The 24,948-nt window shown below is 45.4% G+C and carries 18 protein-coding genes; 9 read left to right on the top strand and 9 right to left on the bottom strand.

The window, feature by feature from the left end; translation table 11 throughout:
- Window positions 1-90 precede the first annotated feature (90 nt).
- Together PN466_RS20450 and PN466_RS20445 are read right to left on the bottom strand one after the other, a co-directional pair.
- Window positions 91-2,367 (bottom strand): AAA family ATPase, encoded by a 2,277-nt coding sequence (locus tag PN466_RS20450; protein ID WP_271943180.1) that lies wholly within the window; start codon window positions 2,365-2,367, stop codon window positions 91-93.
- Between the two features lie 278 nt (window positions 2,368-2,645).
- Window positions 2,646-3,611: an SGNH/GDSL hydrolase family protein gene (locus PN466_RS20445; protein WP_271943178.1), complete on the bottom strand. Its 966-nt coding sequence runs from the start codon at window positions 3,609-3,611 to the stop codon at window positions 2,646-2,648.
- A gap of 146 nt (window positions 3,612-3,757) precedes the next feature.
- On the opposite strand from PN466_RS20445, the gene PN466_RS20440 reads away from it, so the two are divergent.
- Complete coding sequence (locus PN466_RS20440) at window positions 3,758-3,898, top strand: hypothetical protein (protein WP_271943175.1); 141 nt, start codon at window positions 3,758-3,760, stop codon at window positions 3,896-3,898.
- Between the two features lie 171 nt (window positions 3,899-4,069).
- Here PN466_RS20440 and PN466_RS20435 read toward each other — a convergent pair whose 3' ends face one another.
- From PN466_RS20435 to PN466_RS20425, 3 genes are read right to left on the bottom strand one after another with little or no spacing between them, the layout of a single operon-like run.
- The gene (locus PN466_RS20435; RefSeq protein WP_271943172.1) at window positions 4,070-4,795 is read right to left on the bottom strand and encodes an ABC transporter ATP-binding protein; all 726 of its coding nucleotides are present in this window, start codon (window positions 4,793-4,795) and stop codon (window positions 4,070-4,072) included.
- A gap of 18 nt (window positions 4,796-4,813) precedes the next feature.
- Entirely contained in the window at window positions 4,814-6,031 is a 1,218-nt protein-coding gene (locus PN466_RS20430) for an ABC transporter permease (RefSeq protein WP_271943169.1), read from the bottom strand.
- 5 nt (window positions 6,032-6,036) lie between these two features.
- On the bottom strand, window positions 6,037-7,539 hold the full coding sequence (locus tag PN466_RS20425) for an efflux RND transporter periplasmic adaptor subunit (RefSeq protein ID WP_271943166.1): 1,503 nt from the start codon (window positions 7,537-7,539) through the stop codon (window positions 6,037-6,039).
- Window positions 7,540-7,851: 312 nt separating this feature from the next.
- On the opposite strand from PN466_RS20425, the gene PN466_RS20420 reads away from it, so the two are divergent.
- From PN466_RS20420 to bchB, 3 genes are all read left to right on the top strand, one after another.
- Window positions 7,852-8,334: a hypothetical protein gene (locus PN466_RS20420; RefSeq protein ID WP_271943163.1), complete on the top strand. Its 483-nt coding sequence runs from the start codon at window positions 7,852-7,854 to the stop codon at window positions 8,332-8,334.
- Between the two features lie 177 nt (window positions 8,335-8,511).
- Window positions 8,512-9,483: a Uma2 family endonuclease gene (locus tag PN466_RS20415; RefSeq protein WP_271943160.1), complete on the top strand. Its 972-nt coding sequence runs from the start codon at window positions 8,512-8,514 to the stop codon at window positions 9,481-9,483.
- Between the two features lie 396 nt (window positions 9,484-9,879).
- Complete coding sequence (bchB, locus tag PN466_RS20410) at window positions 9,880-11,406, top strand: ferredoxin:protochlorophyllide reductase (ATP-dependent) subunit B (RefSeq protein WP_271943157.1); 1,527 nt, start codon at window positions 9,880-9,882, stop codon at window positions 11,404-11,406.
- A gap of 79 nt (window positions 11,407-11,485) precedes the next feature.
- Here bchB and miaB read toward each other — a convergent pair whose 3' ends face one another.
- Window positions 11,486-12,853: a tRNA (N6-isopentenyl adenosine(37)-C2)-methylthiotransferase MiaB gene (miaB, locus tag PN466_RS20405; protein WP_271943154.1), complete on the bottom strand. Its 1,368-nt coding sequence runs from the start codon at window positions 12,851-12,853 to the stop codon at window positions 11,486-11,488.
- Window positions 12,854-12,916: 63 nt separating this feature from the next.
- On the opposite strand from miaB, the gene pgsA reads away from it, so the two are divergent.
- Complete coding sequence (gene pgsA / locus PN466_RS20400; RefSeq protein ID WP_271943150.1) at window positions 12,917-13,429, top strand: CDP-diacylglycerol--glycerol-3-phosphate 3-phosphatidyltransferase; 513 nt, start codon at window positions 12,917-12,919, stop codon at window positions 13,427-13,429.
- A gap of 234 nt (window positions 13,430-13,663) precedes the next feature.
- On the opposite strand, the gene PN466_RS20395 is transcribed toward pgsA, so the two are convergent.
- A complete protein-coding gene (locus PN466_RS20395) occupies window positions 13,664-14,077 on the bottom strand; it encodes a DUF4279 domain-containing protein (RefSeq protein WP_271943147.1) in 414 nt (137 codons plus the stop codon).
- A gap of 130 nt (window positions 14,078-14,207) precedes the next feature.
- On the opposite strand from PN466_RS20395, the gene purL reads away from it, so the two are divergent.
- The 4 genes from purL to PN466_RS20375 all read left to right on the top strand — a co-directional run bounded on the left by purL (window position 14,208) and on the right by PN466_RS20375 (window position 24,110).
- Window positions 14,208-16,523, top strand: a complete 2,316-nt coding sequence (purL, locus tag PN466_RS20390) for a phosphoribosylformylglycinamidine synthase subunit PurL (protein WP_271943144.1) — start codon at window positions 14,208-14,210, stop codon at window positions 16,521-16,523.
- A 310-nt stretch (window positions 16,524-16,833) separates the two neighbouring features.
- On the top strand, window positions 16,834-18,285 hold the full coding sequence (gene purF, locus PN466_RS20385) for an amidophosphoribosyltransferase (protein WP_271943206.1): 1,452 nt from the start codon (window positions 16,834-16,836) through the stop codon (window positions 18,283-18,285).
- Between the two features lie 182 nt (window positions 18,286-18,467).
- Window positions 18,468-22,262, top strand: a complete 3,795-nt coding sequence (locus PN466_RS20380) for an ATP-binding protein (protein ID WP_271943141.1) — start codon at window positions 18,468-18,470, stop codon at window positions 22,260-22,262.
- Window positions 22,263-22,325: 63 nt separating this feature from the next.
- The gene (locus tag PN466_RS20375; protein WP_271943138.1) at window positions 22,326-24,110 is read left to right on the top strand and encodes an ArnT family glycosyltransferase; all 1,785 of its coding nucleotides are present in this window, start codon (window positions 22,326-22,328) and stop codon (window positions 24,108-24,110) included.
- 152 nt (window positions 24,111-24,262) lie between these two features.
- Here the strand turns inward: PN466_RS20375 and PN466_RS20370 are convergent, their stop codons facing one another.
- Entirely contained in the window at window positions 24,263-24,646 is a 384-nt protein-coding gene (locus PN466_RS20370) for a PIN domain-containing protein (RefSeq protein ID WP_271943136.1), read from the bottom strand.
- Window positions 24,643-24,909 (bottom strand): AbrB/MazE/SpoVT family DNA-binding domain-containing protein, encoded by a 267-nt coding sequence (locus PN466_RS20365; protein ID WP_271943133.1) that lies wholly within the window; start codon window positions 24,907-24,909, stop codon window positions 24,643-24,645. Before PN466_RS20365 ends, PN466_RS20370 begins: the two co-directional genes overlap by 4 nt.
- Window positions 24,910-24,948 lie beyond the last annotated feature (39 nt).

Genomic DNA, 24,948 nt, shown 5'->3' with positions numbered 1-24,948 from the left:
CTTCCTTTATTGGATAGGAAGTGGAGTCCAGACGCTCTCACCGATTGAGAACAATTTCTCAGTTATAAGGGCTTGTGACCCCTATCAGCCCTACGTTTTGGTTTTTTTTATCCCTTTCCTTTTGGGCTGAACGAATCGCACCCATACCTTTATGGTGCACCCTGAACCAGAAATCGCTCGTTCCCCATCTAGAGTTACGACTACAGCACTAACCCAGCCTTGATGACCTGTGAGAGTCTGCTCTAATTCCCCCATCTTCAGATTCCATACTTTTAGGGTTTCGTCATCTGAACCAGAAATCGCTCGCTCCCCATCCGGAGTTACAGCTACAGCTCTAACTGAGCCTTGATGACCTGTGAGAGTCTGCTCTAGCTCCCTAGTCTTTAGATTCCACACTTTCAAGGTCTTATCGTTTGAACCAGAAATTGCTCGCTGCCCATCCGGAGTTAGTGCTACAGCATTAACCGAGTCGCTATGACCTTCCAAGATGCAGACGAGCGCTCCCCCTGGAGGCTTTAAACTAGGAGTCAAAGGACGCAGACCAGGGGTTTGACTCTGGTTAGCCTGGGCCAGCAACTGTTGAATCTCTGGATGCTTGAATCCCAGCATCCGTCCCAGGAGTTGCCCCACCAGTTGGCTGCGATCCTCCTGCAACACATGGGCAGACATCCGCAGCGCTCCTTGCACCAATTTCAGCACTTTGGCCTTTTCTGCCTCTGCATCGATTAAGTCATAATCTTCAATCAGCGCCTGCACACCAAATTCTGGATGGTTAATCTTCGCTTCGATAAACTCAAAGTTGGTTAGCAGTTGGCGATACTTTTCCCACTGCTCAGTCTGGGCATATCGATAGGGTAGTCTCCCCAGATACACCCGTTGAAAGGAAGGGGATTTGGCGGCCAGTTTCTCGGCGATGGTCATTTGTATCATAGTTCCCTCTTCCAGGTAATCAATAATGCGTCGATTCACATCCTGAAAAAGCTGGCGATTTTGTTTTAACGCTGTCTTCTTCTGCAAAAAATTCAAGAAACTGGCACGATCGATACGATAGCAACATTCCCCATCTAGATGAGCCATCTTTAAATATTCCATCCAACAGCTCAAAACCCTGTCCACTTCTGCCCGATCTTGCTCGGCAATTTCGGCAATCATTTCACTGGAAATGGGAGTCCCCACTTCCTTCAAAATAAAGAGAATAATCGCCATCAACTGCTTTACTTCCGACTCCATCCCCATCCACACCCAATGGGTTTGATAATAGTCCTCTAAGCCATTGGGTAACTGGGCTAACTGCAAATCTTTATATTGGCCGTTGGCAAGAGCTGGTAACAGATAGTGCAGATACATAAAATTATTTTCACTTTTCTCTGCTATCTGCACCACAAAATCTTCTGTTGTAAGGTTACGCTCCTCTATCCAATGCTGCAAACCCTCCTGATACTGTGGGTCTTGCAACCATAAATGAATATAGGCTTTAATATCCCTCTCACTGAGCTGCATATACTCCTCTTCCCTCAAGTCCAACTCAAAATAGGGAACACTAGGATCAATATTCAATCGCTTAGTTTTTCGATTATAGGGTCCCCTAGTCAAGAAAATATAAACCTGCTTTGGTAGCCTCATGGGTAAAGATAAAAGGTTGTTACCTAGTTCTTGATTAACTTCATCCAAGGCATCAATAACTAAAATGAGTTTCTCTCCTGGGTGCAGTTTTTGCCTGACTTTTTCTTCTAGCAATCCTTGTAAATCGTATCCCCATGCATCGATCAGTTTATAACGCTCAATCAAATCCTTTGTCATACTTTTCCGAAAGGATTCTGGAGTGTTTCTGTTGTCATTTAAAATATTAAAATAATGGGGATATTGACGCTCGGAGACTAACTTGGCTGCCAGGGCTGTTTTTCCCATACCTTGATTCCCAACGACGGTGAAATATCCTTCAGGATTATCTTGAATAAACCGATCGAATTCCTGAAACACAAATTCACGACCGCAAAAATCTTTAATTTTCTCTTGAATCAGTCCTTCAAATTCGTCTGAATACGGAATTGTGGAACGATCTGGAATGACAGAACTGCATCTTTGACGATATTCTTTTTTCAGAAAATCATGCAATACGATAGTTTTCTTTAAACTTGAAGAGATGAAACAATCATAATCGTCCAAGACATCTTTGAATTTCTTATGAACTTTACTCATTCTCTTCTTAACTGTTTTCAGAGTAATGTTGAGTTCATTCGCTACTATTTCCTCAGCTAAACATTGATCTTCGCTTGGAAGTCGTGCCAGTAAAGTCTTTTCTTGATCGGGAGATAACCCGCGCTTGCCAGAGATCTCTTTGATAAATTCTTCCCAAGTTATCGTCATATGGCTTGCCCCCGCGATGTTCTAAGAAACCCGGCTTCTATCTCCACGTCTATGTTACTGCAAAGTTACTGCTAGATTGCTCGGTACGTTAGGCTTCCACTAACGCACCCTACGGGATCGTTTCATCTAAAATGGTGCAATAGATTTTGTTTGTAGTGAGGGCTTGAGCAATCTCCAGCTAGGCTTTTAAGCACTCTTCGTGCTTACTACAAACAAAGCCCTATTTTAGGTGAAACAGTCCACTACGGATGATTTGCTCTCTTCTTAATTAGGGTTGATTAAGGGGACTTGATATTACCCATTACCCCCATACTTTTTAATCGATCCGATAGGCTTTGTGTAACTAATTGGTTGCTAAGGTAATTGAGGTGGATGTGGTCTCGATAAAGGCTATCTAGGTTCTCTTGAGCGTTAAAAATAGGTAAAAAGTCAATATAGGGGATTTGTTGCTCTTCGGTGAGGGCTGAAAGGCGTTTCCTGGCTTTGAGTTCATAGTCTCTAGGGCCGGGTTCTCCGAGTTCGCGCTTGAGGGGAGTCATGGCTAGGAGGACTTGGGCCTGATTTTCTTGGGCGTAGCTGTGAATGTCCTGAATGGCTTGTAAATTAAAGCCCACGCGATCGCCTTTTTCGGCTCGAACTTGTGCCATTTCTGGGGGAGACTCATAGGGCAAAACGAAGCGGGTAAAGGCTTCGACGATAGCGAGGGGAGGATATTGATTAGGATAAAAGCGATCGCGCCCTACGGGGATGGAAGTCGGTGCAGTGCCAAATAGATCGTCAGTATTAATTAACAGAATAATCGCTTCTGCCCCAAATGTTCCATATTGCCGTAAATAGGCAATCTCATTGCGCGGACACCAGGAATTGGCAGAAATATTCAGCACTTCCACGGGTTTACTGCTCTCTTCCTTCAGTTTATTGCCAATCAGGTTCGAGAGAATTTGCTCTTGATCTGTCCACCATCCGCCATTGGCAATGGAATCTCCCAGCAGTAATATCCGTTGAGTACCCGGTTCTGGTTGCTCGCTAATCTCAGGACTGCGCATCGAATATTGATTAATGGTAATCCGATTTCCAAACCGGCGCGTAGTTTGGGAAGGAGCGAGTAAATAGCCAATCTCTGGATCGACTTTGTAAATTAAGGGTTTCCCCAAACCGAAGAGAGCGCGTAGGGCAACTTCTAAGAAAGTAAAAAGGCCTAGAGCGATCGCGCCAATCAATAATAGAATTTTAATCTGGCCCATGAATTCGGAGTCTCTGCCTGATTTGACTTTTTCTATCCTACTCGATCGCCCTATTGGGTGATGGACACTCAAGCTAGGAACCGTTACCCTAGGGCTGGGTCAGTTTGTTAAACCGTTTACCCTTGTTCTGATGGAGGCTAATCGTCATGTCTGACTTAAATCGCGGCATCATGAAATTCAAAGGAGCTGATAGCCCTGCGGCGATCGCCCTCTCGTCTATTGTTGTGTTAGGTGGGATTGCCCTTTTAATTTGGTGGGGACTACAATCAGCCTATGCTTTGGGCTAATTGAACTGTGCCCCCTAGACGTTGTATCTGAGTATCTCTGAACCCGCAGCGATCGTTCTCAACAAGGACTAGAGGCGGGTTTTAATTTATCTTATAGGGCTTCTTTTATGCCGTACAGTAACTTTAGCCTCAGTTCTGTTCTCAAACAATTCCAGTTAACCGATCAAATCCTTAAATGTTTGCGTGCAGCTCTTCTAAATTAAAATTAGACTGAACCACTTCACCATCCCTAAACCAAATAACGCGGTTGGTGAGTCGAGCCACATCCGGTTCGTGGGTAACCATCACAACCGTCATGCCATTGCGGTTAAGTTGGGTAAAAATATTCATCACTTCTTCAGTCGTTTTAGTGTCTAATGCACCCGTTGGTTCGTCTGCAAGCAAGACAACGGGACGATTGACAATAGCTCTAGCGATCGCCACCCGTTGCTGTTGTCCCCCAGAGAGTTGATTGGGTTTATTTTTCATCCGATTTTCTAAACCCACTTGCTTTAAGGCTTCTGCTGCTCGTTCTTGACGTTCGCGCCCTTTAATTCCAGCATAAACCATGGGCAACATCACATTTTCTAGGGCTGTTAATTGGGCTAATAAATGAAATTGCTGAAATACAAACCCCAGTTTTTGATTGCGAATGCTAGCTAGTTCCTGTTTGGGCAACTGAGCCACATCTGTACCATCTAGATAATAGTGTCCTGTAGTGGGACGGTCTAAACAGCCAATAATATTCATGGCGGTGGATTTTCCAGAGCCGGAAGGCCCCATAATTGAGCAATATTCCCCCGATTTAATCGTCAAACTCACATCAGCGATCGCCTGAACTTCCACATCGCCCATTTTATAGACTTTTGAGATCTGTTCTAAGCGAATAATATCTTTTTTTTCTAATTCCTGATTCATGGATTTTATTTTCTCTATTTAAGCACTACGCAAGGCAACAATAGGATCAAGTTTAGCCGCTTGTCGGGCGGGAAACACACCAAAAAACAAGCCAATGGTTCCGGAAACACCCACGGCTGTGGCAATAGCAAGTAGGGAAACTTCTGCGTCTAAAGCAGTTAAGCTACTAATGACCCAAATGCCACTAATCCCCAATCCCGTGCCAATTAATCCGCCCATAACCGATAAAATAATAGCTTCGATCATAAACTGAATTAAAATATCTTGCTCTGATGCTCCAATCGCCTTTCTTAACCCGATTTCTTGAGTTCGTTCGGTCACAGACACCAGCATAATATTCATAATGCCAATGCCACCCACCAGCAAGGAGATACCAGAAATTGCCGCCAGTAGGATAGTTAAAGCTCCGGTAATACTGCCTAAAATATTCATTAATTCCTTCTGGGAGCGCACCGTAAAATCATCTTCATCGGTAATGTTATGCCGGAACCTGAGCAAGTTTTCAATCTGGAACTTGGCCGCATTCATGCGATCTTCGGTCTCAATGGAAATAGAAATTGAACCCACCTGCGTCCCATAGGGGGAAGTATTCCCGCTAATGCGGTTCGTCAGGGTTGAGAGGGGAATATAGGCTGCCATATCCATGTTATCGCCAAAGGATGAACCCTTGGGTTGCATCACGCCAATAATGCGAAAACTAATCGATTTTAAGCGTATGGTTTCTCCAACTGGATTGCGATTTCCAAATAAGCTGGTCGCTAACTCCGAGCCAATGGCAACCACCGTTTCTCGACGCTTGATATCTAATTCATTCAAAAAGCGACCGTTGGCTATCTCTAAGCTGCGTACCGTAAGGAATTCTGGGGTCGTTCCGGTAATGGAAATGGCCACATTATTTCCTTGGTAACTAATCGTTTCCCTCACGCTTAACCTGGGAGCAACTGCTTCGACTGAGGGGACTTGTTCGGCGATCGCCTCCGCATCCTCTAGGACTAAGGTTTGCGGCGCTACAATACTCTGTCTCTGAGCATTGGGATTTCCAGGTATGACAAATAAAACATTGGGGCCTAAAGAACCGACTTGGTTGGTGACATAGTTTTGGGTTCCTTCACCAATGCCAATCATGGCAATAACAGACGAGTTACCAATAATAATGCCCAGCATGGTTAGGGTGCTTCGCATTTTATTCCCGAGGAGGGTTTTACCCGCAATTTTGATGCTCTCTAGGATATCCATAATCTCTACTTGATCTCTCGATTAATAATTTCATTCAGGGTTTTGCCATCGGGTAATTCCACAAACACGGGTTGACCGGGTTCAATACCCTCTAAAATTTGGATCTGATTGCCTAACAAGGGGCCAATAGTTACGGGTTGAAATTGGGGAAGATCGCCATCCCCAGGTACTAACACCCCAGTTTCTCCCTGATTCGTAATAATAGCCACGGTGGGAACGACTAAGGCATTGGTGAGTTCATCGCCGACAAAAGATAAATCCACATTCATCCCCGACTGGAGCAACTCTAATCCCGTTTCAATTTCTACGCGCACTTGAAATAGGGTGACATCCCGTTCTTTAATAGCTTCCGGGGCAATCAGATGAACGCGACCTTCAAAGGTGCGATCAGGATAGGCATCGGCAATAATTTCTACTTTTTGATTGGGGTAGATTTGACTAATGTCAGCTTCTGGTACTTTGGCTAAAACTTCCAACCCTTGAGCTAAAGCAACAATAGAGGTTGAGGTCGCTGAGTCCGCTGAAGATGCTGCGGTGACTGGAGTAACAAAGGCTCCCGGTTCGGCATATTTCTGCACAATTAACCCAGAAAACGGTGCTTTAACTTCCGTATCTTCAAGTTGCACTTGATAGTATTGCAGATTGGCTTTTCCTTCAGCCAGTTGTGCCTGGGCTTGGGCAATATCTTCAGGGCGAGTACCATTGATTAGGCGGTCTAGGGCAGCTTGGGATTCGGCGACGGTGGCTTTGGCTTCAGCAATGTCTTCAACTCTAGAACCATTTTGCAGGCGCTCCAGACGGCGCTGGGCTTCGATCGCCCCGGCTTGGGTTTGCTCTAGATAAGCTTGGGCGCGACGGCGATCGTCCAGTCGTTGATCCAGTTCATCCCTAGAAATGGCTCCCTCATCAGCAAGGCGTTGATTTCGGTCCGCTCGTTCTTGGGCTAAGTCTAAACGAGATTCGGCTTCAGCGACCAGAGCTTGGGCACGGTTGAGGGAGGCTTGAGCTTCGGCAATGTCTTCCGAACGGCTCCCTGCTTGCAGTTCCGCTAACGTGGCTTGGGTGCGTCTGAGTCGGGCTTGAGCTTCAGCAATATCTTCCGAACGGTTTCCAGCGATCGCCTTATCGAGTTCTGCTTGGGTGCGGGTTAATCTCGCTTGAGCTTGTCGCAGTTGGGCTTCGAGTTCCGCTCTTTCCATGCGGGCGATGGGTTGTCCTTGTTCCACGCGATCGCCTTGTTCCACATAGAGTTCGGCTAATCTCCCTTGCACTTTGGGACTGACATTAACGCGCCGAATCGGTTGCACTACACCACTGGCATTAATGCGAATGGTGAGCGTAGCCGCTTCAGCAGGAATGGTTAAGGAGGCGATCGCCTCCGCTTGAGTCATAGAACGATCAGTGCTGAGATAGACAATCCCAGTTGCGCTAACTGCCGAAACAGCCACCAGTCCCAACAGCCAAGGGAGCGGCTTTTCCAGTTTGGGGTGGATAAGTGGCAATTGCATGATTTGAATATTCCTTAAGAATCAGGACAAGTGAGTTCTGTCAATTGAATTAGGTTAGGGTTGAATAGGCATTAACCCATACTTTTAGGGTAGACTGGTTTCCCCTCCTGTGGGCAAATGACTCAGACATTTTCCGAACTGGATCGTGGGGGATTTCCCAACTCCGTGATGGAGAATTCACCCATTTTTCTAACCTAGAGCTTGTAGGAGTTAAGGTCTAAGCCTTGAAGCGGTATGCCACAAAAGAGAGAATCGTTGTATATGGTATAATCCGAACGCTATCAAGTTTATGTTGTTTTTTTGATCGTCCAGATGAACCGAAATCTACTGTTTCAGGGAGTATCTCTAACCGCCGCTTTATCTATATTTACAATTGGGATTACTCAATCCTTCGCTCAAGGTTCAGACGGTGAACATCATCATCGATCAGAGGGTGAACACCATCATCAAGGAGGTCATTCCCATGGACAGATCGAAATTACTCCAGGACAACCCATTCCCCAGGTAAATTTGATTGTTCATCCAGATCCAAAAGCGGGTTGGAATCTAGAAATTCAAGTGGATAATTTCCAATTTGCTCCCCATCATGTTAATCAACCTCACCAACCCGGAGTAGGTCACGCCCATTTATTCATTAATGGAGAAAAAATAACCCGAATTTACGGATCGTGGTACTATCTAAAGGAACTCCCCCCCGGCAATCATGAAGTTACTGTGGTTTTGAGTAGCAACAATCATGACGATTTTGTCTTTCAAGGCCAATTGATCCAGGATACAGAAATGATTAATCATTAATTCTGTACTTGTAGAGTGCAACAACCGTTGAACCTGAGAATGCACAGAGCGAGTTAGAAAGAAATTTTCGATTCAACATCTTTCTAGGCAATTTTTGAAAATTAAAGCTTTGTGCAGAAGCCTACGGCCTAGAATAAAGAGAAGCGACCCAGCCGAAGTGCAAAGGAGGATTGTTTCATGACTCAAAGTACGGGAAAAATTATCTTACCGCCTCCTTTCCCGGACCATACGCAACTGCCAGAGGAGGATGGTACATTTGTGAAAAACTTTCAGGAGCATCCCCAGAGTATTCTACTGACTGACTCTATTGGGCCGATTTTAGAACAGCAACATCCAGATGGGCAATATGCGATCGGTCAAGATAGTGGCATTTATTGGCGAGAAACGCAACCGCCCCAAGATGGTGCAGAAGCGCCAGATTGGTTTTATGTGCCCAATGTTCCTCCAGATATCGATGGACAATATCGTCGTTCTTATGTTCTCTGGCGGGAATTAATCGCCCCACTTATTGCTCTGGAATTGGCGAGTGGAAATGGAAACGAGGAAAGAGACACAACGGCTTTATCCCAACAGAATTTAGAGGAGAAAAAACGACCGGGAAAATTTTGGGTGTATGAGAATATTATCCGGATTCCCTATTATGGGATTTATGTGATTCAAACGGGAGAATTAGAGGTGTATAACCTTATTTGTGGCTCTTACGAGCGAATGAGTCCGAATGAGAGAGGACATTATCCGATTGAGCGATTGGGAGTAGAGTTGGGCTTATGGCAAGGAAACTATCAGAATCAGCACCAACTCTGGTTGAGATGGTGGGATAGTGAAGGGAATTTGTTACTGACGGGATGGGAACAAAGTGCCCTAGAACAGATGCGGACTGAACAAGCAAATTCTCGCGCCGAGCAAGCCGAATCAGTTGCCCAAACTGAGCGGGAACGGGCTCAGGAAGCGGAGTCTCGCGCCCAGGAAGCTGAATCGGTTGCTCAAACTGAGCGAGAACGTGCGCAAGAAGCGGAGTCTCGCGCCGAGCAAGCTAAACAAGCTCAACAGGGAGCGATTTCTCGTTTATTAGCGATGGGACTGAGTGCAGAACAAGTGGCTGAAGCACTTAATTTGAGTGTGGAACAAGTGCAGTCAATTCAAAACTAATATCTTGTACCTGTAGGGGTCAACGGCTGTTGACCCCTATAATGCTGATTACACCGTTTGATTGACTCTGAAGCGGGTTTAGGCTTGCTATACAGCACTTTGTGCTGTTATGGAGTACGCTATTCAATCCCCAAAGCCATGTACCACAATCCTATTCCCTATTCCCTAGCACAAAGCGCTATATCTTTCGAGATACAATGGTACGAACTTTATTGAGAAGGGGACAAGATAAAATTTTGTGAAGAAATAGCGACAATTACTTATTGAAGTTCTCTGATTTAATGAAGATTCAAGAATTACGATTGTTCTTGAAGAATTATTGCATTAGCGTTAAACCTAACCGCTTCAGTTTTACGCTTAATCTTAGTCGAAATCCTACCCCAACGGAGATAACCTATGAAGCTTGCTTACTGGATGTATGCTGGCCCGGCTCATATTGGCACCCTTCGTATTGCCAGTTCGTTTAAGAATGTCCATGCCATTATGCACGCTCCCCTTGGCGATGACTATTTTAACGTGATGCGATCGATGTTAGAGCGAGAGCGGGACTATACTCCAGTCACAGCTAGTGTAGTCGATCGCCATGTGTTGGCCAGAGGCTCTCAGGAAAAAGTGGTGAATAATATTGTTCGTAAGGACAAAGAGGAGCGTCCTGACTTGATTGTGCTGACTCCCACTTGTACCTCTAGCATTCTGCAAGAAGATTTAGAGAACTTTGTAGAGCGCGCCACGCTAGATGCACAAGCGGATGTGATGCTGGCGGATGTGAACCATTATCGGGTAAATGAGTTGCAAGCGAGCGATCGCACTCTCCAGCAGGTTGTCCAATTTTACCTCAACAAAGCCAAAAAACAGGGAACGCTGCCGGAAGGCAAAACGGAGAAACCTTCAGTGAATATCCTGGGGCTAACGACTCTTGGGTTCCATAACCAACATGATTGTACGGAGTTAAAGCGCCTGATGGCCGACTTGGGAATTGAAGTTAATGAAGTAATTCCCGAAGGTGCATCGGTTCATAACCTCAAGAATCTAACTCGCGCTTGGTTTAATTTAGCCCCCTATCGGGAAGTGGGGTTAATGACGGCTGAGTATCTACAATCTGAGTTTGGAATGCCTTATGTGGATATTACGCCCATGGGAGTCGTGGAAACGGCTCGCTGTATCCGTAAAATACAGCAAATTCTGAACGAGCAAGGGGCTGATGTGGACTATGAAGAATTTATTGAACATCAGACCCTGTATGTTTCCCAAGCGGCTTGGTTTTCTCGCTCCATCGACTGTCAGAATTTAACCGGTAAAAAAGTGGTCGTCTTTGGCGATAATACCCATGCTGCGGCGATGACCAAAATTTTAGCACGGGAAATGGGCGTGCATGTGGTTTGGGCGGGAACCTATTGCAAATATGACCAAGATTGGTTCCGGGAACAGGTGAGTGAATATTGTGATGAAGTGATTATCAGCGAGGATAATGGGGAGATTGGGGATGCGATCGCGCGGGTGGAACCTGCGGCTATTTTTGGCACACAGATGGAGCGGCATGTGGGTAAACGGTTAAATATTCCCTGTGGCGTTATTGCGGCTCCGATTCATATTCAAAATTTTCCCATTGGCTATAAACCGTTTATGGGCTATGAAGGAACGAATCAAATTGCCGATTTGGTGTACAATTCCTTTACGCTGGGGATGGAAGACCACTTGCTGGAAATCTTTGGCGGTCATGATACCAAAGAAGTAATTCACAAGGGGATTTCCGCCGATTCCGATCTCAACTGGACAAAAGAGGCAAAAGCTGAACTGAACAAGGTTCCGGGCTTTGTGCGCGGTAAGGTGAAACGGAATACGGAGAAATTTGCCCGCGATCGCGGTTTAGATCAAATTACGATTGAAGTGATGTACGCTGCCAAAGAAGCAGTGGGCGCATAATAAAAGATTAGGGGGGAAATGGATTATTCCCCTCCTAAGATTATCCCTCGATAGTCCCTTGCCTATCAAGGATGGATTATTAAACAGAAATGGTATGACCAGTGCCCGCCGGTATCATCTGCTCTCCGGTTAAACTAAAGGCGCGAGTTTCTGTAATTTTCACCTGCACCAATTGACCTTTGAGTTGGTGAATATCCCCAGGAAAGAAGGTTAAACGGTTGCCATCGGTGCGTCCCATGACTTGGGTTTTATCCTTGGGATTTTGGTCTTCGACGAGAACCGTTTCCATGCGGCCGAGATAGCGTTGCGATCGCTCCTGTGCTTTAATGGCAACTAGATGATTCAGTCGTTGTAGGCGATCGCTCTTCACTTCTTCGCTTAACTGATCTTCCCATACTGCTGCCTCCGTACCCGGTCTCGGAGAATAGGCTGCTGTATTTAATTGGTCGAAAGCAATATCATCAACCAACTCTAGGGTATGCTCAAATTGCTCCTCTGTTTCTCCTGGAAATCCCACAATGGCATCCGCACTAATCGACGCATCTGGCATATAGTCGCGAATCTTGTCAATAATCCGTCGATAGCGCTGATGGGTATACCCACGCCGCATTGCCTTGAGAACATCATTATCCCCAGACTGAAAGGGAATGTGAAAATGCTTACAGACCTTCGGCAATTCTGCACAAGCACGAATTAACCGCTCCGTAAAATAGCGGGGGTGACTGGTAGCAAACCGAAGACGCTCAATTCTTGCCACATCATGGACAAAATAGAGCAAATCGGTAAATGTATTCTCCCGTCGGCCTTCAGGGGTGATTCCGGGCAAATCGCGACCATAAGCGTCAATATTCTGACCCAATAGAGTCACTTCCTGATATCCCTGTTGGCCCAACTGTTCCATTTCTTCCCGAATAGCCTGGGGAGTCCGAGATTGTTCCACTCCTCTCACTCCCGGAACCACACAATAGGAACAGCGCTCATTACAGCCATAAATCACATTCACCCAAGCCGTAATCTTACTATCACGCCGGGGTTTAGTGATATCTTCCATAATGTGAACCGGTTCCGTCGCCACCACTTGGTTCCCTTCTAGGACTTGCTCCAACAAATCCCCCAAGCGGTTCGCATGTTGGGGTCCCATGACCAAATCGAGTTCCGGAACCCGACGCAAGAGTGCTTCCCCTTCCTGCTGGGCCACACATCCAGCCACAATCAAGGTTAAATTTGGGTTTTCCTGTTTGCGTTTGGCTTGTCTTCCTAGATACGAATAGACTTTTTGCTCGGCGTTATCACGAATGGTACAGGTATTGTAGAGAATTAAATCTGCTTGATAAGGGTCTTCCACGGATTCAAAGCCGATATCGTCTAGAATGCCAGCCATCCGCTCCGAGTCGGCTTTGTTCATTTGGCATCCAAAGGTAGTAATGTGATAACGACGGTGGGTCATAAGGTTTTAGCGTTGATAGTCAAGTACCATTTTTAATTTTACAGTTTTAAATTTTTAATTGATATGACTCTTCCGAATTGGATTACGTTTTCTCGCTTGCTGGGGGTTCCGTTTCTGCTCTATGGGTTGCTCGAACCGACAGTAGAGTATCGCTGGTTTTGTTTGGCGGTGTTTTTGGTGGCTGCGGGAACGGACTGGTTAGATGGCTATTTGGCCAGGCGCTTAAATCAAATCAGTGAGATGGGTAAGTTTTTAGACCCTTTGGTGGATAAGTTGTTGGTGTTAGCGCCGTTGTTGTCCTTGGTGGAGTTGGGGGAAGTCCCAGCTTGGGGAGTATTTCTAATTTTAGCGCGGGAATTGGCGATCGCCGGATGGCGAGTCAATCAAACCACTGTGTCTGGTGCGAATATCTGGGGCAAGCTGAAAACGGTAGTGCAAATTGCTGCTATTGCTTTCTTAATTGCCCCAACTCCAGTTTCTTGGACTCTGCCCATCTTAATCCTCTTTTGGAGTGCTGTCACCTTAACCTGGATTTCAGGATTGATTTATATTTGGCCGCAACCTTCAAATGAGTGAAAAAGATCGGTCACCTGTGAAAAAACTTGTTCGGCGAATTGGCGATCGCACTCTTGGGTTTCTTGTTTTGCCCTAAAAGCATCTCGAACGGCGATCGTTTGGTAACTTGAAGTGCTTCTGTTATTTAAAAATACCAATAAGTTATCACTGTTGATTGCAGGTCCGATCTTATATCAATAGTTTTACTGGATAAAATATGAGGTATCATCTAAAAAAAAATAACGCTTCTGCCAACTAGGTATCTTCTCTTCGATCTGAGTAAAGGTAATAAAAATCAAAATCTACTTCTAGTGAATACTTTGCCAGTTTTTCAATCATATCTCTTTCAAAGTGAAGACCAGGATATATGGTCTTAAAATAACCAACTAGTTGCATACAAGCCCCGAATTCTTGGGAGAGGTTTTGAAACGCTTCAGAATTTTGCTCTAATTGTATAAATACATCACAAACATGAGCCTCTAATTCTTCTTTAGAGTCTAACCTAGAAAATAGTGACCAACGACTGCACTTACACTCAAAATGAGTTGTAGGATGGGGATCTCCCTTAGACCAGCAGCGCGTGGGTTCAACACCTACACGCCTGGTTATTTCATCTGGGTTAAACGATCCTGTAATCGTGAAGTACGCATAATGCTCATTCTCATCCATAATCAAGTTTTGATAACAATTATTGTTCATCCTTAATTATATTGATTCAAACGAACCTTCACAAACTCTAGTGATAGGATTTCTCACTTTTGCCCTAAAATCAGAGACGCACTCTCTGCTGCGAACGATCATGGCTGCACCTTCTGACTGTCCGTTTTCCCCCCAAGATATTGCCTCTGAGGGGCTGAAACCCTCGGAATATGAGGAAATTGTCCAACGCCTCGGTAGACACCCCAACAAGGCGGAATTGGGGATGTTTGGGGTGATGTGGTCGGAGCATTGTTGCTACAAAAATTCTCGGCCGCTGCTGAGTCAGTTTCCGACAAAAGGCGATCGCATCCTCGTCGGTCCTGGAGAAAACGCTGGAGTCGTCGATCTCGGTGATGGACTGCGATTAGCGTTTAAAATTGAGTCCCATAATCATCCCTCGGCGATCGAACCTTTTCAAGGGGCAGCCACTGGAGTTGGGGGTATCCTCCGCGACATCTTTACCATGGGCGCTCGCCCCATTGCTGTCCTCAACTCCCTGCGGTTTGGTTCCCTAGAAGATACCCGAAATCGCCGTATTTTTACGGGTGTTGTCGATGGTATTGCCCATTATGGGAACAGCGTGGGCGTGCCGACTGTCGGCGGTGAAGTCTATTTTGACCCTGCTTATACCGGGAATCCCTTGGTGAATGTCATGGCGCTGGGCTTGATGGAAACCCCAGAAATTGTTAAATCAGGAGCTTCTGGTACGGGGAACCCAGTTCTCTACGTGGGTTCCACCACGGGGCGCGATGGCATGGGAGGGGCAAGTTTTGCCAGTGCTGAACTCAGTGAAAGCTCCATGGACGATCGCCCCGCAGTACAAGTGGGCGATCCATTCCTAGAAAAATCCCTAATTGAAGCCTGTCTGGAAGCCTTCAAAACCGGTGCAGTGGTTGCCGCTCAGGATATGGGAGCCGCCGGAATTACCTGTTCCACCTCAGAAATGGCGGCGAAAGGCGGTGTTGGAATTGAGCTAGATCTTGACAAAATTCCCGTGCGCGAAACGGGTATGGTTCCCTACGAGTATCTGCTGTCCGAATCCCAAGAGCGCATGTTATTTGTGGCATACAAGGGTCGGGAACAGGAGTTGATCGATATTTTCCACCGTTGGGGACTGCAAGCGGTGGTTGCTGGCGAAGTGATTGATGAACCCATTGTGCGGATTCTGTTTCAAGGGCAAACGGCTGCTGAAATTACGGCGACTGCTTTGTCAGATAATACACCCATTTACCATCGAGAATTGATGGCCGAGCCACCAGAATATGCCCGAACAGCTTGGCAATGGACGGAGGCTGAACTGCCTGAGTGTGGAGCGGAAGGGATTGAAATTGGGGGCGAGTTCAAATCCTGGAAAGATTGCCTCTTAGACCTTTTGGATACCCCCACGATCGCCTCTAAGCAATGGGTCTATCGCCAATATGACCATCAGGTACAGAATAACACGGTGGTTTTTCCGGGAGGTGCAGATGCCTCGATTGTTCGGCTGCGTCCCGTGAATGACAGCGCTGAACCTCAACCGTTGCCCCCTGTGCAGTCTGGTGTTGCTGCTACCGTCGATTGTAACTCTCGCTACGTCTATCTGAACCCCTACGAAGGGGCGAAAGCGACTGTTGCAGAAGCGGCACGAAATCTAAGCTGTGTGGGGGCAGAACCGATTGCCGTCACCGATAATCTGAATTTTGGCTCTCCCGAAAAACCCATCGGTTATTGGCAACTGGCTGAAGCCTGTCGAGGACTCTCGGAAGCCTGTGGGGAATTCTCGACTCCGGTGACTGGGGGGAATGTTTCTCTGTATAACGAGACTCTCGATAGCGACGGAAATCCGCAACCGATTTATCCCACACCTGTAGTGGGAATGGTGGGGTTAGTGCCTGATTTATCAAGAATTTGCGGTCAAGGATGGCAACAAGACGGCGATCACATCTACTTATTAGGTTCAGGTGTCAATCCGACCTTGGGCGGCTCCGAATATCTCGCTAGTTTGCACAACACTGTCGCTGGACAACCGCCAACCGTGGATTTTGACTTAGAACGCCGAGTCCAAGCTGCCTGTCGCCATGGCATTCGTCAGGGATGGGTAAACTCAGCCCATGATTGCGCCGAAGGGGGGTTAGCGGTTGCCCTGGCAGAATCGTGTATTGCGGGAGGCTTAGGAGCGCAGATTGAATTTCACTCAGGTGAGCAACGCCTGGATCTGAGTTGGTTTGGGGAAGGATTAGCTCGAATTGTGGTATCCGTTGCGCCAGAGTATATGGAGACTTGGGAAGCCTATCTTCAAGAAGAACTGCCCCATCAATGGCAAAGTCTGGGAACAGTGCAAGCAGAGAGCCTAGAGATTAAGAGCATTTTAACGGCTACGGTCTCCGAAATGGGCGATCGCCACCAACAAGCTATCCCCCGTCGTCTGCACGTTTGAGGGAATAGGAAATAGGGAGTCTGTGCACCCCCTCATCGTCCAATCTCTTCCATCAGGAAATCAGATTAAATGCTTTATGGCAATTTGTTAAGAAAACCTTAAAATAAAATTAGCTAGGCCAGGGTTAAATCCTGATGTAGGGGCGAAAAATTTTTCGCCCCTACATATTGTGTCAAAGCAAGCACTTATTCCCTGTTGCCTATTGCCTATTGCCTTTCCCCATTCCCTCTTGCCTTTTCAATCTAAGCTACCCTAAATTCAGACAAACAAAACTAACAACGTGATACCGCATACTACCCCCATCGAACCTATGGAGCTTGATGTTTTGAATCCCAATCATGCTGATAAACCCCAGGAAGCTTGTGGTGTGTTTGGCGTATACGCCCCCTCAGAAGAGGTGGCCAAACTCACCTATTTTGGTCTTTATGCCCTCCAACATCGGGGACAAGAATCCGCAGGCATTGCTACCTTTAGCAATAGACAAGTGAATCACCATAAAGATATGGGTTTAGTCTCCCAAGTCTTTAATGAATCAATCCTCAATCGTTTAGTGGGGGAAAGCGCGGTAGGTCATGTCCGCTATTCCACAACTGGCTCCTCACGGGCGGCTAATGCCCAACCGGCGATCGTCGAGACTCGGCTAGGGTCTCTAGCTTTGGCACACAATGGCAATATTGTCAATGTAATGGAACTGCGGGAAAAACTCTCCCAAGACGATTATACGTTTGTGACCACAACAGACTCAGAAATGATTGCCTTGGCCATAGCCACAGAAGTAGATCGAGGTAAAGATTGGTTAGATGGGGCGATCTCGGCGTTTAACTATTGCCAAGGAGCCTATAGTTTAGTCATTGGCGCGCCAGACGGCATTATGGGAGTCCGCGACCCCCATGGCATCCGGCCCCTGGTGATTGGCACATTGGGACAAAATCCCTGTCGGTATGTATTGGCCTCAGAAACTTGTGCCCTAGATATTATTGGCGCGGAATATTTGCGGGATGTCGAACCGGGTGAACTGGTTTGGATCACCGAAGAAGGGTTAGCCTCCTTCCATTGGGCCCAAAAACCCCAACCCAAACTCTGTATCTTCGAGATGATTTACTTCTCTCGTCCCGATAGTGTAGTCGAGGAAGAGACCATCTATACCTATCGCAAACGGTTGGGTCATTATTTAGCCAAAGAGTCCTTTACAGATGCCGATTTAGTAATTGGTGTACCCGATTCAGGAATTCCAGCGGCGATCGGATTTTCGGAAGTTTCCGGTATTCCCTTTGCCGAAGGGTTAATTAAAAACCGGTATGTAGGTCGGACATTTATTCAACCCACCCAAGCGATGCGCGAATCTGGGATTCGCATGAAACTTAACCCCCTCAAAGATGTCCTCTCTGGAAAACGGATTATTTTAGTCGACGACTCTATTGTGCGGGGAACTACCAGTAAGAAACTGGTCAAAGCTATCCGTGATGCAGGAGCGACAGAAGTTCATATGCGAATTTCCTCCCCTCCCGTCACTCATCCCTGTTTCTATGGCATTGACACCGACAATCAAGATCAACTCATTGCCGCAACTAAATCTGTAGATGACATTTGCCAACAAATTAGTGTAGATTCTTTAGCTTACCTGAGTTGGGAGGCCATGCATCACGCCACAGGAGATCATCAAAGTAACTTCTGTTCTGCTTGTTTCACTGGCAATTATCCCATCGCCATCCCTGAACCTCTGAAACGCTCCAAACTCATGCTCGAAACCAGTCCTTCCTAATGGGCTAGGGTGCGTTATTTTCACAAATAATGCACCCTAATTTTACGGGGAAATTCACGGATATCATCCCCCATAATTCATGAAAACGATTTTACAAAGTTTTACACGGCAACTCTTGCTAAACCTAAAAAATTGAATAAGATAGAAGGCACATCAAAGCGTTAATCGATTCATTAACCACCATGAAGGCTTTACCGAAATTTGTGAGTAAAAACCTAGCCCAAATTCCACTACAGACGGTTTTAGTGCTTCCTTTTGTGATTCAACTTTGTACTACTGTTGGTCTAATAGGTTATCTTTCCTATCGCAATGGTCAGAAAGCAGTCAACAATCTTGCCACACAGTTACAAAGTGAAATTACAAATCGAATTGAACAGCATTTAGAGCATTATAGAGAGACTCCTATTCTAATCAATACAATAAATGAAGATGCAATAAAACTGGGAAAATTGAGCTTAGATGATGTAGAATCGATGGCTCGTTTTTTTTGGCAAGAACATAAATGGGTAAGCACAGCCAGTAATATTTGCATGGGAATAGAATTGGGAGGACGCTATGCTGGAGCCATTTTAGATAAAGATGGTTTAGTTAAAATAGATATCTTAGATCCAGCGATCGATCCTCATGTTAAACGCTATATTCTCAATCCCGATACCAATCAACTTGAACTAGAAGGTCTCAACAACCTAGGTTACGACCCTCGAGCCAGACCTTGGTACCAAGATGCCGTAGCCGCAGGACAATCCATTTGGAGTCAAATTTACATTACCAAACATGATGCAGAGTTGGTCATTGCCAATAGTGTTCCCATCTACGATCAGCAGAACCAATTGTTAGGAGTTTTATCGGTTAACACGGTCCTCAGACAAGTCAACGATTTCCTCCAAGAATTAGAAGTGGGTAAAACGGGAGAAACATTCATCATTGAAGCTGATGGTATGTTAGTGTCCAGCTCTACAACCGAAAAACCCTTTAAGTTAGTTGATGGAGAGCAAACTAGAATTTCGGGAACTGAAAGTCAGAATGCATTGGTTCAAGCAACTGCTGCATACTTGGAAGAATATCTGACAACAAATACCATTAATATGTCCCAACAACTGGAATTCCAGTTTGAGAATGAACGGCACTTTGTGAAGGTCAGTCGTCTTCAGGATGAGCAAGGTTTAGATTGGCTGATTGTAGTTACCATCCCAGAAGCAGATTTTATAGAACAAATCAAGAAAAATAATCTCTATACGTTGGGACTTAGTATTTTGGCTCTAGTAGCTAGTATACTGACTGGTTTAATTACTGCTCGTTGGGTAACTGAACCCATTTTATCTCTCAAAGAGGCAGCCCAATCTTTGTCAGAAGGGAAATTTAATAAACCCGTTAACATTGACCGGAAAGATGAATTGGGAGTTTTGGGACGAGCGTTCAATAATATGGCCGCTCAATTGAAAGAATCTTATGCCAATTTAGAAGCTTCTGAAAAGCGGGTGAAACAAATTTTAGAAGCGGTTCCAGTAGGGATTGCACTCCATGAAGTGAGTGGTCAGATCTCTTATTTTAATCGCCGAGGAAAACAAATTCTAAATCAAGATGAGGGATTGAGTCCAGAGACGATAGAACCTTATAAAGAATATAGCATTTATCTGGCAGGAACGGATCACCCCTGTCCAAGAGAACAATTGCCAGCTATGTTAGCTTTGCAAGGAGAAACTGTTTATATCGATAATCTAGAACTACATAAGAGCGCTCGAGTGATACCCCTTGAGGTTTGGGCTACCCCGATTTTTGATGAACAAGGACAGATAATTTATGCAATTACAGCATTCCAGGATATTCAAGATCGAAAACAAGCAGAATTAGAACGGAAGCGTTTTATTCAAGAGTTAGAGATTAAAAATAAAGAATTACATCGACTTGACCAAATTAAAAATGATTTCTTAGCTAATACGTCTCATGAATTGCGAACTCCTCTCAATGGAATTATTGGAATTGCGGAATCTTTAATGGGGAATCCCAATAATTCCCTGTCCACAACAACCCATGAAAATTTATCTTTAATTGTAGCGAGTGGCAGACGACTGGCGAACTTGATTAATGATATTTTGGATTTTTCAAAGCTCAGGTACAAAGAGATAAAGTTACAAGTTAAGCCCGTGACTTTGGGTGTAATCACTGAAGTCATACTTGCTATTAGTCAAACCTTAATTATTCACAAAGATATAAAGCTAATTAATGAAATTTCTTGGGATCTTCCTCTGGTAGATGCGGATGAAAATCGATTGCAACAAATCATGCATAATCTGATTGGTAATGCGATCAAGTTTACGGATACAGGTGAAATTAAAGTCTCAGCAGAAGTCGATCAAAATTCCATCGATCGCGCCCAGGTCGTGGTAACGGTTAGTGATACGGGTATCGGTATTCCAGCAGATAAATTAGACCGAATTTTTGAATCTTTTGAGCAAGCAGATAGCTCAACCGATAGACAATATAGCGGTACAGGTTTAGGACTAGCTATTACTAAGAAATTAGTAGAGTTACATGGAGGTGAGATTAGGGTTCAATCAGAAGTGGGGGTAGGCTCTCAATTTAAGTTTACTTTGCCGATTTCTGCACAACAAGAGAGTTCCGAGCGATCTCAGATACAGGCAGTCAGCTCTTTAGCTGTAGTCAATCCAAAGATATCCTTAGCCACCGATCGAGATCAACCGGACTTAGAACTTTCAGCTCGGGGAAATAACTGGACGATTTTAGTGGTGGATGATGAACCGGTAAATTTGCAGGTTCTGGTGAATTATCTTAGCCCGTATAGTTATCGCGTGATTCAAGCAAATAATGGACAACAAGCTCTCGATCTGATCAACTCAGAGAATAAACCTGATTTGATGTTACTGGATGTGATGATGCCTCGGATGACCGGATATGAAGTTTGTGAAAAACTGAGGGAAACCTATGGTTTGGATGAGTTGCCTATTTTGCTGCTAACAGCTAAAAATCAAATCACGGATGTTGTTACCGGTTTGGAAGCTGGGGCAAATGATTATTTAACTAAGCCCATACACCAAAAAGAACTTTTGGCTAGGATTAGAACTCAAATTCAGTTATGCCAACTCGAAACCCTGCGCGTCTTATCTGATGAATATAGAAAAAAAGCAGAAGAATTAGAAGATACACTGCAAGAATTGAGGCAAACACAGGCTCAACTGATTCAAACCGAAAAGATGTCGAGCTTAGGAAAGTTCGTTGCTGGGATTGCTCATGAAATTAACAATCCAGCTAATTTTATTATGGGGAATCTCAATTGCACTCAAGAATATGTGGATGACTTGATGGATTTGATTGGTTTATATCAGGATAACTGTCGGAATTCCACTCCAGAAATCTTACAGCGATCGGAGGAGATCGATCTGGATTTCATGAAAAAAGATTTCCCAGATGTGATTAAGTCCATGAAGTATGGAATTAATCGAATTGGTAATATTGTCAAGTCTTTGAAGGATTTTTCTCACTTGGATCAGTCAAACCAAAAACAGGTTGATATCCATGAAGGGCTGGATAGCACGTTGGTTATGGTTGAAAATAGATTGAATGGAATTCAGGTGATTAAAAAATACGCTAAATTGCCTTTTGTTGAGTGTTATCCCGGTTTGTTAAACCAAGTCTTCCTAAATTTACTTAATAATGCTCTTGATGCGTTAGAAGGTTATGGTGAAGTTCCCCGAATTACAATTGAAACTCAAGGTTTAGCTCAGGGTAAAATCCGAATTCGGATTGCTGATAATGGGCTGGGGATTGCTCCGGAGAACATGAAGCGAATATTCGATCCATTTTTTACAACTAAAGAGGTCGGATCGGGGACGGGTTTGGGTTTATCCACCAGTTATTCCATTATTGTGGATCAACATGGTGGTCAATTGTCTTGTGAATCAGAATTGGGGAAAGGAACTGTGTTTATGATTGAGATTCCGGAAAAATTGAGTGAATAAAGATGCTTGGGGGGAGTTGTATAATGTCAGATCGCATAACTTACGGACTTGGGAGCAGCCGTTATGGGTGAGTCGTTACCCACGAAGAAAGCAAAACCCCCTCAACTGGCGATCGCCTCAACGATCTGCTTAGTCTGGCTCATGACTATGGGCATCATTGCCACGATTTGGAACTTGGGCGAGATCGGCTTGGTGGATGAAACTGAACCTCTGTTTGCCGAAGCAGCCCGGCAAATGACGGTGACGGGAGATTGGATTACCCCCTATTTTAATAGCGAAACTCGGTTTGATAAGCCGCCCCTGATCTATTGGGCGATCGCCCTCTGTTATCAGGCGATTGGCGTGAACTCTTGGGCAGTGCGCCTACCTTCGGCTCTAGCTGCGATATTCCTGGGCTGGTTTGGATTTTATACCCTGCGCCGCTTTGGAGGCTCCTCAGGACAAACCCAACCCTTTGCGATCGCCGGTTGCATTGGTGGAACGGCGATCGTGATGAATGTGCAAACCATTGCCTGGGCGAGGATGGGAGTCTCGGACATGCTCCTGAGTGCCGGCATTGGTTCTGCCCTCTTGACCTTCTTCTTTGCCTACGCGACTCCAGAACGGCAAGCTAAACAACGCTGGTATCAAGCCTTTTATGCCTTCTGTGCCCTCGCTGTCCTCACGAAAGGCCCCGTGGGTATAGTCCTGCCCAGCTTAATCATTGTCTGCTTTTTAGCCTACATGGGCAACCTGAAGCTGGTCTTAGGGGAAATGAACCTGAAAGGGGGCGTTCTTCTGTTTTTTGCCTTCACTCTGCCCTGGTATATCCTCGTCACTTGGGCGAATGGTTGGGACTATATCAACTCCTTTTTTGGTTATCACAACATCGAGCGCTTTACCAGCGTCGTTAATAACCACTCCGCACCGTTTTATTTCTACATTCCCACCATTTTCGTCGGCTTTTTCCCCTGGTCCGTTTATCTTCCCGTCGCCCTCTTCAAAACCCGCTTTTGGCAGCGTCGCGCCTGGTTGCGGCAACCCCGCAGCCAGCATTTACGCATCTTTGCCTTCTTCTGGTTTATCTGCATTTTTGGCTTCTTCACCATTGCCGTTACCAAACTGCCCAGCTACGTCCTCCCTCTGATGCCAGCCTGCGGTATTCTCGTTGCTCTGGTTTGGAGCGCACCGGAAGCTGGCAACTCGAAACGCTTCAACCTTGGACTTTTCTGGAGCGGTATTGCCAATATTATCCTCTGTTTAGCCCTAGCAACCCTTGCCCCTTTCGCTGCTCCTGCCTTAGGCAACGACCCCGCCATGCCTAACTTGGGGACAATCTTACAGGAATTGGGTTTTCTCTTACAATTTACATGGCATTATACGATTCTGGCGATCGTCTTATTTATTGTTCTACTGGGCAAATGGTGGCGCGGATTATGGACGGTTAATGCGATCGCTTTTGCAGCCTTTATGATCTTTATCGTTACCCCCATGACCGAGATCATGGATCAACAGCGACAACTGCCTCTGCGCGAACTCGCCCAAACGGTCACCCAAACCCAACAACCGAGCGAACCCCTGGTGATGATCGGTTTTTGGAAACCTAGCCTTACCTTCTATACTGAAAACACCGTCATCTACGGCCATCATTCTCAACAATCTCTTGTTACCCTCGGCAACCTGATCCAAGATCCAGAAACTCCTGAAACTTTGCTCATTTTAGGAGAACTAAAAAACTTCACCAGCATGGAATTTGAACCCCAACAGTATGAAATTTTAGGCCAACAAGGGGTCTATCAACTGGTGCGAATCAGTAAAGGGGAAGTGATTAATACACTCAACAAGAATATCCAAAAAGCCAGCGAATGAATCATTGAGGTGAATTGGAATTGAGATAATTGGTAGGAGTAGACCGACAAGCTTGGAATTGGCGTTAAAGATGGTGCAGTTCTATCTTCTAGCCAAACGATGAGCTTTCTCGGCGGGACATGTGGCATGATGTTATGGTAATAGCGCAAATATCAACGAATGACTCGCACATCCAGAGGAAGATTGAGATTAGCCCAAGCGCGATCGCTCGTGAAAATAGGAACTCCCAAACGCCATCCTAAACTTAAACAGGCTCGATCTCCTAGAGATAATCCCACTTGTCTGGTTTGTTGCCATAATCTTGCTGCTCTGTCAGCGTCTTCTACCGTAAACGGTTCTATCCTCAATCCTAAAGCCTGTAAATCAGACAGCATCCCCTCTATATCTGCACCTGCGGCAATCGACTTTTGTACTACTTCAGCCCAATTTACAGTGGATATAACCGATTCTGCTAATACCCGATCAACAATATCCTCTCCTGGCTCTCCTTTCAGATAAGCTAATAAAGCTGAAGCATCTAAAACTACCACCGTCATTCAATTACGTCCTTTTGTGTTTCATTACGCCGCTCTGCTAACAACTCATCAACTAAGCTACGATTTTGGGGGACATTGGCAAATCGAGCTTTCAACCGTTGCTTGATCGCTTCTGGTTTTTCGAGTACCAACTTTCCCCCTTCCATACGAACAAGCAAGCGATCGCCACTCTCAACTCCTAACTTTTGTTGCAAGGGTGCAGGAATGACTAACTGGCCTTGATCGCCCATATATAGTTCTATGGATGGAGATACTTCACTCATAAACGCTCTGGTTTTAGAACTCCTATATTGCCTATGATA

Origin of the sequence: Roseofilum reptotaenium CS-1145 (assembly GCF_028330985.1) — a bacterium.
GTDB classification, from domain to species: domain Bacteria; phylum Cyanobacteriota; class Cyanobacteriia; order Cyanobacteriales; family Desertifilaceae; genus Roseofilum; species Roseofilum reptotaenium.
This window is presented reverse-complemented; position numbering and strand designations above follow the sequence as displayed.